This window comes from Vagococcus jeotgali (genome assembly GCF_035918315.1).
Classification (GTDB): Bacteria; Bacillota; Bacilli; order Lactobacillales; family Vagococcaceae; genus Vagococcus; species Vagococcus jeotgali.
Genome location: NZ_CP142146.1, coordinates 517,474 through 532,231 on the forward strand (window position 1 = coordinate 517,474; position 14,758 = coordinate 532,231).

Consider the following 14,758-nt stretch of genomic DNA (forward strand, 5'->3'; position numbering starts at 1 on the left):
AAAAAAGGAATTGATAAACATGAGTTTTTCACTAAAAACACGGGAAGAGTCAATTAAATTTTTAAAAGATCATACAGTGGATGTTTTGATTATTGGCGGAGGTATTACTGGTGCAGGAGTGGCAGTGCAGGCTGCTGCTTCTGGTATGAGTACTGCTCTTGTTGAAATGCAAGATTTCTCTGAAGGAACAAGTTCACGTTCCACAAAGCTTGTTCATGGTGGTATTCGTTATTTAAAATCTTTTGATGTAGAAGTAGTAGCCGATACAGTAAGGGAGAGGGCTAATGTCCAAAAAGTAGCACCACATATCCCAAAACCTGACCCAATGCTTTTACCAATTTATGATGATCCGAATTCTACATTTTCAATGTTTTCTTTAAAAATTGCGATGGATTTATATGATCAATTAGCAAACGTTAAAGGAACAGACTATGAAAATAGAGTGTTAACAAAAGAAGAAGTGTTAGAGATAAGTCCTCATTTAAATGCCGATGGTTTGCTTGGTGGGGGAATCTATCTAGATTTTAGAAATAATGATTCAAGGCTTGTCATTGAAAATATTAAGCAAGCTCAAGCTGATGGTGGGCATATGTTATCTCGTACAAAAGTGATTGGTTTTGTTTATGATGATTCAGATCAAATTAATGGTGTGAAGGTTAAAGATATGATAACAAGTGAAGAATATGTTATTCATGCCAAAGTTGTGATTAATACAACAGGTCCTTGGTCTGATACTGTTCGTCATATGACAAAAGACAAAGAAGTTATTGACCAAATGCGTCCTACAAAAGGTGTTCACTTAGTTGTTGATCGTGAAAAATTAAATGTATCTCAACCGACTTATTTTGATACAGGTTTAAATGATGGGCGTATGGTTTTTGTGGTACCTAGAGAAGACAAAACTTATTTTGGAACGACAGATACAGATTACGAGGGAGATTTCAGCCACCCAACAGTAACAAGTGAAGATGTGAGTTACTTATTGAAAGTTGTCAATAATAAATTCCCTGAAAGAAACTTAACTATTGATGATATTGAAGCAAGTTGGGCAGGTTTAAGACCACTAATTTCAGGTAATGGTGGTTCTGATTATAACGGGGCAGCTAGTGGGAATATCACAGATGAGAGTTTAGAGAAAGTCATTCAATCAGTAGATGAATATGAAATAGGAACACTAACACGTGAAGGCTTAGAAAAATCAATTCATAGTGTTAAAACCCAAGCAGGGGATGGTACTAAATCGCCATCTAGTGTCTCACGTGGAAGTAGCTTAACAAGAGCTGATGATGGGTTAATTACATTAGCTGGTGGTAAAATTACTGATTACCGTTTAATGGCCGAAGGTGCTCTTAATATGATTAATAGTATTTTGTCTAAGGAGTACGGAGATGACTTTGTTTTAATTGATTCAATTAATTACCCAGTTTCAGGTGGTCACTTTGATGCAACAAATGTCGAAGGTGCTATGAAAGATTATATTGAACTTGGAGTAAGTAAAGGTTTATCAGAAAAAGAAGCAACATATCTAGCTCATTTATATGGTTCAAACACAAAAGATGTTTTATCATATGAAGATGTTGAGTTCAATGGGTTAACCAAAGCTCAATCAATGGCGTTGATGTATTCTTTAGAAAATGAAATGACACTGACACCTGTTGATTACGCTCTAAGAAGAACTAATTATTTATTATTTATGAGAGATCAACTGGATGCAGTAAAGGTAGCTCTTGTTGAAGCTATGAAAGAATATTATCAGTGGGATGATAATCAAGCACAATTATATACAACTGAATTAACAGAAAAAATGTCTGAGTCTAGCTTAGACAAACTAAAAACAGAAGGGTGAGATAATCATGGATGCAGCAGGATTACAGATTTTTAGTGAATTTTTAGGTACGTTAATCTTAGTATTGCTTGGAGACGGAGTTGTTGCAGGTGTTGTTTTAGCAAAGAGTAAGGCAGAAAATGCCGGCTGGGTTGTAATTACTTTGGGATGGGGGGCTGCGGTAACGATTGCAGTATATGTGTCTGGTTTTATGGGACCAGCTCATTTGAATCCAGCAGTGACACTAGGTTTAGCTTCAGCAGGATTATTTAGTTGGGGCTTAGTGATTCCATTTATTTTAGCTCAGTTAGTTGGGGCATTTGTTGGAGCAATTATTGTTTGGCTAGCATACTTACCACAATATGCAGCAACAAAAGATGAAGCAGCTATTTTAGGATCATTTGCAACAGGACCAGCTATTCGTAGTTACGGAGCTAATGTGTTGACGGAGGCAATTGGTACATTTGTCTTAGTATTCTCACTATTAGCATTTACTCAAAACACATTTGCTGATGGATTTAATCCAGTTGTCGTAGGTATCTTAATCTTATCTATTGGTCTATCACTTGGTGGATCAACAGGGTATGCTATTAACCCAGCAAGGGATTTAGGACCTCGTATTGCTCATCAAATTTTACCAATCAAACATAAAGGTGATTCAGATTGGGCTTATTCTTGGGTACCAATTGTTGGACCATTTGTTGGTGGTGTCGTAGCAGCACTATTATGGTTAATGTTACCAATCTAGGTCAAAAAGTGAAAAGGAGATCGACTTTAAAAGTTGACCTCCTTTTTTATTTACGACTTACTTTTATTTTTATTTACACAATGCTGTTTATTTGAAATGTGTTGTAAGATAAGTAGTGAGAAAAACCAAATTAAACCAATAGCTTGTAAAACACCTCCAATACTAAAAGCAAGAGAAGCATAAGTAGTATGATTGAATAACACTATAATGATTAAAGAAATACCAATGAGAATTTTAGCAGGTAACGTTTTTTTACAAGAACATCCCATAAGCTAACCCCTTTCTTTGTTTTGAATCTTCCATTATCATACGCTCTAGGGTATTTTTTGTAAAGGTATCTTTATTTGTATGATTAACATTAAATTAGGGGATAATTTAGATATACTCTAAAATTATGCGAGCAATATGTAAAAAAAAAAAGCGGATAACTTTGTATATATAGTGTTAATATAGTAACATATAAATAGAATAGAGTTAGTTTAGCTAATATATAGTAACATATTCTAGGAGGGAGACATAGCATTGAAAAAAGTAAGCACATATCTTTTACTTTCAACATTAATTTGTCAAACATTAGCAACAACAGGAACTGTTGTTTATGCTGAAAATAGTTCATCAGAAGAACCAATTAGTTTAGTTAATGGTGAGGAAACAGAAAAGACTGAAGAATCAGCTGGTGAAACAGAAGATACACCATCAACTGAGGAAACAGAAGACACAACAACAGAGTCATCAGAAGAAAAGCCTGGTGAGGAAGCTGGTAATACAGAAGAATCAGGGGAAAAGCCTGATGAAGAAACTGGTAATACGGAAGAATCAGGAGAAAAGCCAGAAGAAAAACCAGAAGAAAAGCCAGAAGAAAAACCAGAAGAAAAGCCTAAGCCAGAAGAAAAGCCAAAACCTGGTAAAAAACCAGAAAGCAAACCAAAACCTGGTAAAAAACCAGAATCAAAACCAAAACCTGATAAAAAGCCAGCAACAAAACCTCAGAAAGAGGAAAAAGTTAATCCAGCTGGTCCAGCTGTTTTCCCTAAAACATCAGCTGAAATGATCAACACACCTATTCATTTTTCTGTAACGAAAAGTACACAAGAATTTATTAATGAAATCGGTGAAGATGCTAGAAAAATTGGGCAAAAAAATGACTTATATGCATCTGTTATGATTGCACAAGCTATTTTAGAATCTGCAAGTGGTCAAAGTGCTTTGGCAAGTCAACCAAATTATAATTTATTTGGTATCAAAGGAGCATATAAAGGCGAATCAGTTTCATTTGCTACAATGGAAGATAATGGATCGGGACAAATGTATGGTATCCAAGCAAGTTTTAGAAAATACCCTTCATATAAAGAGTCTCTTGAAGATTATTCTGATTTAATGACAAAAGGTATTGATTCTAATACTGGATTTTATTACGGAGCAACTAAAAAGGGTGCAAAGGATTATAAACAAGCTACTCGTCATTTAACTGGTCGTTACGCAACAGATACACGTTATCATGAAAAATTAAACGAACTCATTGATACTTATGACTTAACATTTTTTGATAAACCAGTTAAAAAAGGTAAACGTAAGATTAATAACAATCGAACAGTTGATAGTTATCAGTTAATGAACCCAATCAACAAAAAAACTGCTGACTTCATCTTACCTCTAGATAAAGGTTATGTGGTTTCTAGTCCATTTGGCGCTCGTGGTGCAGAGCATCATGATGGTATTGATTTAGCTATTGCAGCTAATACACCAGTATATGCATCAAGTGATGGCGTTGTTACTGGAACTGGATTTGATCCATCTGCAGGAAATTATGTTATTGTAAAACATAGTAATGATTTATATACTAATTACTTCCATCTAAACAAAATTGGAGTATCTACTGGAGATAAGGTAGCTGCTGGTAATATTGTTGGTTTAGTAGGTAGTACAGGTAATTCAACTGGAAGTCACTTGCACTTTGGTGTAAGTACAGAGATGTGGAAGAGTTATTTAAACCCATCTGCATATTTTGATTTCAGATAATAAGATGACAAAAGTGATAGGGGTGTGTAAAGCACAACCTATCACTTTTTTTATAAAAGGTAAAAGGGAATTGAGATGATATGGTAGAAGAAACTATTGACAATAACAACACTAGTTGCTATGGATGGATGCGATACAGAAGTTGCTACACATGTTAATAATGCAATTAATGTAGGTGTGAGTTCTAAAAAAATATTAGATACTTTGATACAGATGTTACCTTATGCAGGGTTTGCTAGAGCGATAAACGGTATTATGGTATGTAAAAAAGTGTTTGATGAGCGTGACATTGATTATTCAATTGATTTAGAGAATTAAAAAAACTCCCTGATTAGGGAGTTTTTTTGGCTCTTCGTCAAATCGTGTTGATATTTAAAAATTGATAAAATAAGGGCATTAGAAGAAGGGGGATTTTTCCTCCTTCTTCTTTTTAATTAAATTGAAATGATTGACCTTGAATAAGGAAAATCCGTCGCTTAAAAGTTAAGAAATTTCGGTAACCATAGGCTGTTCGTTTGATAGCTTTGATTCGGTTGTTAATTCCTTCTAAAAAACCATTTGAATAAGAATAATTTAAAGCATTGGTAACACCCTGCCTGAAGGTTTGGAATGTTTTGAATTTGGCTTTAAATTCCTTAGGAAGCTCATTAGGGATAGAATGGGTTAATTCTAAAAATAAGTCTGAATCCTTTGTTTCATAAGCATATTTTAACTCTTGTATATAATCATATGCGATTTTTATAGTTGAGTTATAGGAAAGAAGTTCTTCAATGACACCAACTTGTGTCATACTTTTGTTGAAAAGAGGATAATTACTATATGTAGTGGCACTTAATTGACTAGAGTCTTTTAAAAATAGTTTCCAATATTTTTTTATTCTCCGGTATTGTTTTGCTTCTTCATTATCATAACGTTTTAATTGATTCATTTCTTTTATTCTTAGTTGATTAAAAGAACGATTGATATGCTGAATGATATGGAATCTATCTGTCACAATCTCTGCATGTGGAAATACAGTTTTAAGAAGGCCACCGTAGTTGGCATTCATATCCATGACGAGAAACTTCACTTTTAACCGCTCTTTTCTGGAGTATTTCAGGAAGTACTTAATAAGAGAGAAGAGGCGTCTATCTGGTAAAATATCAATAATCTTTTTACTTTCAGCATCAGCACAAATAAAGCTCATACCAGATTGACATGACTTAGTTGATTTAAATTCATCGACACATAGTACTTTTGGTAGATGTTGAAAGTTGGTTAGACAGTGGTTGGTAAAGTCGTATAAAACACATTGTACCGTGTTATCAGAAACATGATGGAATCTAGCAATCTCTTTTCTTGAACGATCTTCTTTCAAATCTAAGGCGATTTGATACTTTAATGTTTTCGATATATGACAATAGTCATCGACTAACGCAGTATCAGCACTGAATGTTGTATGACATTCTTTACATAGATATCGTTCTCTTTTAAGTTCTAAATAAGTTGTGACCCTATTAAACTCTGGTAGTTGTGTTTTAGTAGTATAAGTACCATTTTTAACACACGTATTCTGATGACAAGAGGGGCATATTCTGTCTGGAGACGTTAGTCTTCCCCTTATTATATTTGAGCGTCTACCTCTAATAGTAGCCTCAGTTAACCAATCTTTTTCAAAAATAATAGATTTGTCTGTTAAATTAAGTAATTTTCTAGTATGATTATCCATGGGAACATCCTCCTGATAATTTGGTTTTTGTCGACTTTATTTTATCATGTTTGGATGTTCCTTTTTGTATTTAAAAACAAAAAATCGTATTAATGGAAACTATCCATCAACACGATTTATTATAGACCCGTTTTTTTTAGTTTGTCCATTTAGCTACTTTATCTGGGTTATCTTGTACCCATTTTTTAGCTGCTTGTTCTGGAGATGCACCAGAGTTAATATCAAGCATGACGACTTCTAAATCCTCTGGAGTCCAGTGGAATTTTTCTAAAATGGCAAATGCTTCAGGTGAATCTTGTTGTAAATCTTTACGTGTCATTGTATTAATCGTTTCTTCCTCACCCATAGTACCTTTTGGATCTTCAAGGTATGTTAAATCATATTTTGAAAACATCCAATGGGGTGTCCAACCTGTAATGACGATGGGTTCTTCCTTTTTAATCGCTTGATCAAGAGCTACAACCATTGCCCCACTACTTGAAGCATCAAGTGTCCAATCTTTTAAGTTTGGATAGGTTTGAATTGTCTCCTCAGCAGCATTGACAACACCAGCACCAGGTTCAATTCCGATAATTTTTTGTCCTGCTTGAGTATTTAGATCATCAATTGATTTAATTCCCATATATGTTGGTACCACAAGTCCTACTCTAGCTCCTGTTAAGTTATCTCCAATTAAATTGATATCATCTTGATACTCTTCTAATTGAGATTGGTGGGTATTAGGAAGCCATGCAGAGACACTAGCATCTGCTTTACCAGTTGCAAGAGATTGCCACATAATAGCATTATCTAGTGGAGTGATTTCAACGTCATAACCTTGCTCTTTTAAGACTTCAGCCACTACATGGGTAGAGGCAACTTCTGAGTCCCACTCGACATAAGCAAGGTTGATTGACTTATCTCCTTCTGTATGATTACTAACAGCAGTGTAAATACCAAAAGCAACTAAAATAGCAACAATGATTGTGATGATAGTAGATTTTTTCATCTTCTTTTTATCATCTTTATCAGAACTATTAGGTTTGTTTAAATATTGTGTAAATCGGTCAATAATAATCGCTAAAATAACTAGCGCTAATCCACTGACAAATCCATTTCCTACTTGTGCTCTTTGAAGTGCAGACAATACGTCACGACCAAGGCCAGGAGCTCCGATCATAGAAGCAATAACAACCATTGATAGAGCTAACATTGTTGTTTGGTTGATTCCTGCTAAAATAGTACTCTTCGCTAAAGGAAGTTCTAGTTTAAATAACTTTTGTGAACCTGTACTACCAAAAGAATCAGCAGCTTCAACGAGTTCTTCAGGTACTTGTCTAATTCCTAAATTTGTAAATCTCACTGTCGGTGGTAAGGCAAAGATAATAGATGCAAACACACCTGGGACCATTCCAATTCCAAAGAAAGCAACGGCAGGGATTAGATAAACAAATCCAGGCATTGTCTGCATGAAATCAAGAATAGGCGTGATAATAGCCTGAGCTTTATCATTTTTAGCCATTAAAATACCAAGAGGCACCCCAATGATAATAGATAGTAAACTAGCAATCAGTACAAGGGTAAAGGTACTCATTAAGTTCTCCCATAGACCTTGATTGTAGATAAAGAGTAATCCTAAAAAGGTAAAAATAGGTAGTCCTTTTTTATGATTACTAATATAATAAGCTACAACGGTAATAACTATAATCAAAATTATAGGTGGAATAACTAAAAATAATGAGGTTAAACTATTCATAACCACCTGGCCAATAGTTTGTAAGAATGAAAATAGGCCAGAAAATGTTCTTGTAATCCAATCTGTAATGACTTCTACCCATTGTGCCATAGGTATTTTTGCAGAAAGTAGTAGGTTAAGCATGTTCAACCACCTCCATATCAGTCGTTGTATCAGCTAAAGCTTCAATGACACTACCTCTAATAATAACTCCTAATAAACGGTTATTCTTTTCTGGATTAACAACAGCAATTGGAGTTGGTGAATCATAAATTAGCGGTAGAATATCGCTGACTAAAGTATTACTTTCTACAGTAATAATATCTGTATCAAGAACATCAGTTAGTGGTTGCTTGTTTTTCCTAGCGATAACAGCATTATCAGCTGTTATAAATCCCTTTAATTCACGTTTTTTATTAATTGCCATAAGCATACTTACTTCTTCAGTTCGCATGTGTTGTAGAGCAACATTAGGACCATCAATATCAACATTGGTAGTTAGAGCTGGCACCATAATATTTTGAGCAGTTAATACTTTCGATCGGTCCACATCTTCAACGAATTCTCTAACATAATCATTGGCTGGATTAGTTAATATTTCCTCTCCAGTTCCGATTTGCATGATTTTACCATCTTTCATTAGAGCAATGCGATCACCAATACGTAGTGCCTCATTTAAATCATGTGTAATGAAGATAATTGTTTTTTGAACTTGATCTTGTAACTCAATCAACTCATCTTGCATTTCACGTCTAATTAAAGGATCAAGGGCCGAAAATGCTTCGTCCATTAGTAAAATTTCTGGATCATTGGCAAGAGCTCTAGCCAGTCCAACACGTTGTTGCATACCACCTGATAGTTGGTCAGGATATTGGTTTTTAAATGTTATTAAACCAGAATTCTTTAGAGCTTTTTCAGCACGCTTAGTTCGTTCTTCTTTATCCACACCACGTATTTCTAGTCCGTATTCTGTATTTTCTAAAATTGTACGATGTGGAAACAATCCGAAATTTTGGAAGACCATACTCATCTTTTTACGTCTAACTTCTCGTAATTCTTCCTTATCTAGTTTTGCGATATCTTGTCCATCGATGTAGATGTCACCAGAAGTTGGTTCAATAATACGGTTAATTAAGCGGATTAAAGTTGATTTTCCACTACCTGATAATCCCATGATTACGAAAATTTCTCCTTCATTGACCTCGAAATTAACATCATAAACCCCAACTGTTGCTCCAGTTGCCTCTACAATTTCTAACTTAGATTTCTTTTCTTTGACCATCTTTAAAGCTTGTTGTTGTTGTGGTTTTTTTCCAAAAATTTTGGTTAAATTTTTAACTTTGACTTTCGTCATAAAATAACTCCTCATAACTTGATTTTTTTCAATTAAGAAAAAGTGACCATTCTACCGTACACTATGGTGGTCACTTATGTCAAAATAAAAGATTGACTAAGTTCCTAGTGAAAACGTCGTCAACCTTGCTAAGTGCTATGCTATGGTAGGATAAAAAAAGTTTGTGAGTCTTTGTTTGGCAAACTCATCTCCAATAAAGAAAAGAGTATCCATCTCATTAATTACAGCATATGGTCCAGGAGAAATTAACAAATCTTCTCCCCTTAAAATAGCGATAATAGTGGCTGATGTTTCTTGCCATATATTGAGGCTTTGGATTGTTTCACCCAAGTGTAGAGATTGTTTAGTTAAAAGAAGTTCAGATGGAAGCAAAGGATTTATTTGATTTAATTGCTTTGTTTGGGCAACTAGTAGCTGTGTTAGACTCGCTAAATTTTCTAATTCTTCTTGTTGTTTTATAATACTTTTTAAAACATCTGTTTTTATTTCTTGTATATTTCGAACGTTTTCGTATTGTGTTAGAAATGCTTTAGCCTTTTCTTTAGAGGAGGTAGTAACACCACTACCATGCTTGGCTTCCATAATTCCTAAGTCTACTAATACGTTAACAGCTTTTCTAGCAGTCTCAGGTGAGACACTAAATGTATTAGCTAAGGTTGATCTGGCATGGACTTTTTGTCCTACAGGGTATTGATTAGATACAATTCTTTCGGCAATACTAATGGCAACTTGCTGGTACTTAGGTAAGATGTCTTTTTTAGAGTTTCCCATAATTATCACATTAATCCTTTAGTTTTTTATTATTTGTTTTTATATTATCCGATTTTTTGAAAATCGTAAATCTTTTTAACCCAGTCTTATGTTGTCTTCCTACTATATGTTGTCTGACTTGTGTTGATAAAAAAATGATGATATGGTAAAGGTCTAGTAAAAGTGAATAATCGAACACGTTTTTAGAAAGGGTCGATAAAGATGTCAAATGACACGAAACAATTAGAGGAAAATTATTTAAACAGTACATATAAACAACTCAGTGAAACGAAAACATACTTGGATAATTGGTTAAGAGAAATGAAATCTGATGGACAATCTATCATGAAGCATATTACTGAAGATATTAAGATGAATGTGGATGGTATCGCAGACAAATTAGATTCATTTAGTCAAGTCGAGATGAAAAATAGAGAGATAGATCAATTGAATATCAAAATTAAAAACGGTGAAGTCACACTTGATAAAGTTAACCGATTACTAGAATCCCCGTATTTTGGTAAAGTTGTGGTTGATTTTTTAGATGACGAGCCGGTTGAGCCATTTTATATTGGTATGCATGGTTTTGCTAACCAAGAAAATATAAACTTGATTTATGATTGGCGCTCACCCATTGCAGAGCTGTTCTATAACAACGAATTAGGGAAATCATCATACAACGTCCGTGGTGAAGAGATTAAAACATCAATTGAAGAAAGAAGACAATTTGTTATTGAGCAAAGTAAATTAATTACTTACTTTGATACGATGATTTCAATTCAAGATGATGTGCTACTAGATGCCTTGGCTAGTGACGATACCAATCGTATGAAAGATATCACAGCAACTATTCAAAAAGAACAAAATGTGGTAATCAGAGATATACATCATGATTATATTTTAGTTAATGGTGTAGCAGGAAGTGGTAAGACTTCGGCAATTATGCAGCGAATTGCTTATTTACTTTATACTTTTCAAGAAAGTATTACTTCTGAAAATGTACTAATCCTATCCCCAAATAAAGCCTTTATTCAATATGTATCAGATGTATTACCAGCTCTAGGAGAGAAAAACCCAAGGAATATGACTATGTTACAGTTTATCCAAGCTTATCTAGGAAGAGCGATTGAATCAGAGACAAACTATTTTAACCGGATTGCCTCTAGTCATGTATCTAGTGAGAACGATATTTTAAGAACAAAGGAGTATGTAGGATTTATTAAGGAGAAAGCTCATCATGTTTTTGATGAGACCTCATTATTTAAAGCGATTATGTACCGTGAACAACCTATTATCTCTCAAAAAATGCTGATTGATTTATTTAATGATACACCAAAAGAATTACCTCATGCTGATCGTATCCAAGGAACGAAACAAAAATTACAAAGTTATTGGGAACGCAAGTTATTACATCAGTCAAAATCAAAACGTCTCCACGATGAAGTGACGAATTTAACTGAAGACCAACAAGAAAAATATTTTGGTCATTTAATTCAAAATGATTCAGAAAAAAGTTTGACGAAATATGCTGAACAGCTATTACGTAAAAAATATAAAAAAGTAACTAGACAAATTAATCAGTATAGATGGTTGAATCAAGACGTATTGTTTAATAGTTTATTTGAGATGTATACAGGTAAAAGTTATCAAGGTGATTTAAGACCACCTAACTTAGATGAAGCCGTGATTCAAGTGCTGATTAATCATTTATTTATTGAAAAATTAACTATGCCGAAAATGAAGTTTGTTTTAGTTGATGAAGTTCAAGATTACACTGAGGCACAGTTAGAATTATTGCTTCTTTTATATCCAAATAGTGAATTTACTATGGTAGGAGATGAGAATCAAGCAATTTTCAATACAAATGTGTCCTTTGAAACAATTAATCAAATTTTTGCTCAAAGACAAAAGCAAATTAAAAATTATAATTTACTAACAAGCTATCGTTCAACAGGTGCTATTACAGAGGTATTTAATCAATTAGCTATGAATGGTAGTGCTGATATTGTACCAGTTCGTCCAACTGGAGATACTCCTAAAGTTGTGTCGTACAAAGATGAGGAAGAGTTACTAAAAACAACTCAAAGTATTTTGGCTAGTTTAAACGGAGAAGAGCTGAGCGTTCTAGTTAAAACTGAAAAAGATGTGTTTTATTTGCAACAGTTATTTAAAGGAATAGAAGCTATTCAAGTTCTAAGTATCAATTTAGCTAAAGGCTTAGAGTTTGATAATGTACTTGTTTTAAATGTGACAGAAGAGATGTACCATACTGCTCGTGACAAGAAAATTTTATACACAGCTTTTTCTAGAGCAATGTCACGTTTGTTTATTGGATATAAAAATGAAAGAAGTTCATTGATTGACTTTTTATAAAAGTCAATCAATAGTTAAAAAGGATGTATTGGAGGAAATATGATTAAAAATCAACAACATATTACGATATTAAAGGCTGTTATGACATTAACGACAGGTTTAGTAATAGGATATTTAGATTGTTATACATTTATACGTTATGATAATAATATAATTAGTGCTCAAACAGGAAATTTTGTTGTTTTAGGTGTTAAGTTAGCAGCATGGGATGTCGTAGGCATCCTTGAAAATTTAATTTTAATTGCAGGGTTTTGCATTGGAACGATGGTTGCGTTTTATTGCATTGGAAAAACTTATTTAGTTTATAGAGATTTATTATATAGGTGGACGATGTTTGTTGGTATTTTACTACTAACTCAGTTCTTTTTACATGATGAGAACATGGTTCTTTTCCTACTTAGTTTGTTATCTGGTGTGGGATTGTCTTTCTTTAGAGATATAGGTAGTGTTTCGTTAAATAGTACCATAATGACAGGTAACTTTAGAATGCTCTACATAAATTTTGTTGACCGGTTTATTTTTAAAAACAAGGCAGCAAAGGTGATGCCTTATGTTAGTATTGCTTTAGTATTCTTAATTGGGGCATTTGTAAGTAGGAAATTAATGTGGCTATCTTTACTTGCTCATTATCAGCTGATAGTAGCTGTCTCATTAATACCTTATATTTTTATATTTATTTATAGAAAAAAAGAAAGAACAGCTAATTAATTTTAGTTGTTTTTTTTTAAGTTAACTGTATATAGTATATATATACAGAAAGTTAAGTAGTTAGGAGGCATTATGGAGATGATAGGGTAAAATATTTTGTGTAAATAGAAATTTAGGGTAGAAAAAGAGAAAGTCCATTCTGTAAAATTAAAGTTACGACACAGAAATTTTATAGGAGGACTTTCTCATGACTCATTTTACTACAGAAATAATGGAAACACTAATTAATAAAGGTGATTTAGATGATTTATTTCGTCGTCATTTAGAACTCGCTATCAACTCATTATTACAGGCTGAATTAACAGCGTTTCTTGACTACGAAAAGTATGATAGAGCTGGATTTAATTCAGGTAATTCCCGCAATGGGAATTACTCACGTTCATTTAAAACAGAATATGGAGAATTAAATTTGGTGATTCCTAGAGATAGAAATGGAGAATTTTCCCAACAAACATTACCAGCCTATAAAAGAACCAATGATTCCTTAGAAACTACTATTATTCAGCTATTTAAAAAAGGGATCACTATGTCTGAAATCTCTGATCTAATTGAAAAAATGTATGGTCATTATTACACACCACAAACTATTTCAAACATGAGTAAAATCGTATCTGAAGATGTTTTGGCTTTTAAAGAAAGAACTTTAGAAGCTAAATACTCAGTCATTTTTATGGATGCTACTCATATTCCTTTAAAGAGACAAACCGTATCAAAAGAAGCCGTTTATATTGTGATAGGCATTCGATTGGATGGAACCAAAGAGGTTCTAGGATTTACTATTGCTCCAACCGAATCTGCTTATGTTTGGAAAGAGATACTTCAAGATTTAAAAGATCGTGGTTTAGAAGAGGTTTTATTAGTTGTAACTGATGGTTTAAGTGGTATTCACGATAGTATCCATAGTGTCTATCCAAATGCTCAATTTCAACAATGTTGTGTCCATATCTCTAGAAATATTGCTCATAAGGTTCGTGTTAGTGATCGACAAGAAGTCTGTAATGATTTCAAATTGGTTTATCAAGCAGCTTCAAAAGAAGAAGCTATGAATCAAATAAGTTTTATGATAGATAAATGGAAAAAGCAGTATCCACGAGTAGTTAAATTACTCTTGAATCCTGCTATATTAACTTTCTATAACTTCCCACCATCAATCAGAAGAACTATCTACTCAACTAACTTGATTGAGGGATTTAATAAACAGTTAAAAAAATATACAAAGAGAAAAGAACAATTTCCTAATGAAGAATCTCTGGAGAGATTCCTTGTTTCTCAGTTCAATGAATATAACCAAAAATTTTTAGGCAGAGTACATAAAGGATTTAAGGAAATACAAGATACATTAGAATCAATGTTTTAACTTAAAAAAATGGAATGGATTTTCCATTTACACATAATTCTTGACGCAACCATGGAGATTATCATAGAAAAGAGTTTAGTTCCTATTTATGAGCAGATATATATACAAATTAAGTAGCAAATTATTAAAGGGGACATTCTCTCAGAAAGTGAACTTCCCTCGATTAGAGGTTTAGCTAAGTCCATTGGTGTCAGTGTTATTA

12 protein-coding genes are annotated in these 14,758 nt (G+C 33.4%); 7 read left to right on the forward strand and 5 right to left on the reverse strand.

Features of this window, described 5'->3' with window-relative positions; translation table 11 throughout:
* Nucleotides 1-19: 19 nt before the first annotated feature.
* Entirely contained in the window at nucleotides 20-1,846 is a 1,827-nt protein-coding gene (gene glpO / locus VSF34_RS02690) for a type 1 glycerol-3-phosphate oxidase (protein ID WP_326717557.1), read from the forward strand.
* A gap of 7 nt (nucleotides 1,847-1,853) precedes the next feature.
* The gene (locus tag VSF34_RS02695; protein ID WP_326717558.1) at nucleotides 1,854-2,573 is read left to right on the forward strand and encodes an MIP/aquaporin family protein; all 720 of its coding nucleotides are present in this window, start codon (nucleotides 1,854-1,856) and stop codon (nucleotides 2,571-2,573) included.
* A 50-nt stretch (nucleotides 2,574-2,623) separates the two neighbouring features.
* Here VSF34_RS02695 and VSF34_RS02700 read toward each other — a convergent pair whose 3' ends face one another.
* Nucleotides 2,624-2,842 (reverse strand): hypothetical protein, encoded by a 219-nt coding sequence (locus tag VSF34_RS02700; protein ID WP_326717559.1) that lies wholly within the window; start codon nucleotides 2,840-2,842, stop codon nucleotides 2,624-2,626.
* A 253-nt stretch (nucleotides 2,843-3,095) separates the two neighbouring features.
* Here VSF34_RS02700 and VSF34_RS02705 point away from each other — a divergent pair, with 253 nt between their 5' ends.
* Nucleotides 3,096-4,592 (forward strand): glucosaminidase domain-containing protein, encoded by a 1,497-nt coding sequence (locus VSF34_RS02705; protein WP_326717560.1) that lies wholly within the window; start codon nucleotides 3,096-3,098, stop codon nucleotides 4,590-4,592.
* A 96-nt stretch (nucleotides 4,593-4,688) separates the two neighbouring features.
* On the forward strand, nucleotides 4,689-4,910 hold the full coding sequence (locus tag VSF34_RS02710; protein WP_326717561.1) for a carboxymuconolactone decarboxylase family protein: 222 nt from the start codon (nucleotides 4,689-4,691) through the stop codon (nucleotides 4,908-4,910).
* A 112-nt stretch (nucleotides 4,911-5,022) separates the two neighbouring features.
* Here VSF34_RS02710 and VSF34_RS02715 read toward each other — a convergent pair whose 3' ends face one another.
* The 4 genes from VSF34_RS02715 to VSF34_RS02730 all read right to left on the reverse strand — a co-directional run bounded on the left by VSF34_RS02715 (nucleotide 5,023) and on the right by VSF34_RS02730 (nucleotide 10,139).
* Nucleotides 5,023-6,300 (reverse strand): ISL3 family transposase, encoded by a 1,278-nt coding sequence (locus VSF34_RS02715; protein ID WP_326717562.1) that lies wholly within the window; start codon nucleotides 6,298-6,300, stop codon nucleotides 5,023-5,025.
* Between the two features lie 136 nt (nucleotides 6,301-6,436).
* The gene (locus VSF34_RS02720) at nucleotides 6,437-8,158 is read right to left on the reverse strand and encodes an ABC transporter permease/substrate binding protein (protein WP_326717563.1); all 1,722 of its coding nucleotides are present in this window, start codon (nucleotides 8,156-8,158) and stop codon (nucleotides 6,437-6,439) included.
* Nucleotides 8,151-9,368, reverse strand: coding sequence for a quaternary amine ABC transporter ATP-binding protein (locus VSF34_RS02725; protein ID WP_326717564.1), 1,218 nt, complete (start codon nucleotides 9,366-9,368; stop codon nucleotides 8,151-8,153). The genes VSF34_RS02720 and VSF34_RS02725 overlap by 8 nt, the downstream gene beginning before the upstream one ends.
* 135 nt (nucleotides 9,369-9,503) lie before the next feature.
* Complete coding sequence (locus VSF34_RS02730; protein WP_326717565.1) at nucleotides 9,504-10,139, reverse strand: GntR family transcriptional regulator; 636 nt, start codon at nucleotides 10,137-10,139, stop codon at nucleotides 9,504-9,506.
* A 201-nt stretch (nucleotides 10,140-10,340) separates the two neighbouring features.
* Between VSF34_RS02730 and VSF34_RS02735 the strand changes: the two genes are divergently transcribed.
* The 3 genes from VSF34_RS02735 to VSF34_RS02745 all read left to right on the forward strand — a co-directional run bounded on the left by VSF34_RS02735 (nucleotide 10,341) and on the right by VSF34_RS02745 (nucleotide 14,556).
* Complete coding sequence (locus VSF34_RS02735; RefSeq protein WP_326717566.1) at nucleotides 10,341-12,491, forward strand: HelD family protein; 2,151 nt, start codon at nucleotides 10,341-10,343, stop codon at nucleotides 12,489-12,491.
* A 39-nt stretch (nucleotides 12,492-12,530) separates the two neighbouring features.
* Nucleotides 12,531-13,199, forward strand: coding sequence for a YoaK family protein (locus VSF34_RS02740; RefSeq protein ID WP_326717567.1), 669 nt, complete (start codon nucleotides 12,531-12,533; stop codon nucleotides 13,197-13,199).
* A 187-nt stretch (nucleotides 13,200-13,386) separates the two neighbouring features.
* On the forward strand, nucleotides 13,387-14,556 hold the full coding sequence (locus VSF34_RS02745; RefSeq protein ID WP_326716335.1) for an IS256 family transposase: 1,170 nt from the start codon (nucleotides 13,387-13,389) through the stop codon (nucleotides 14,554-14,556).
* The last annotated feature ends 202 nt before the right edge of the window (nucleotides 14,557-14,758 follow it).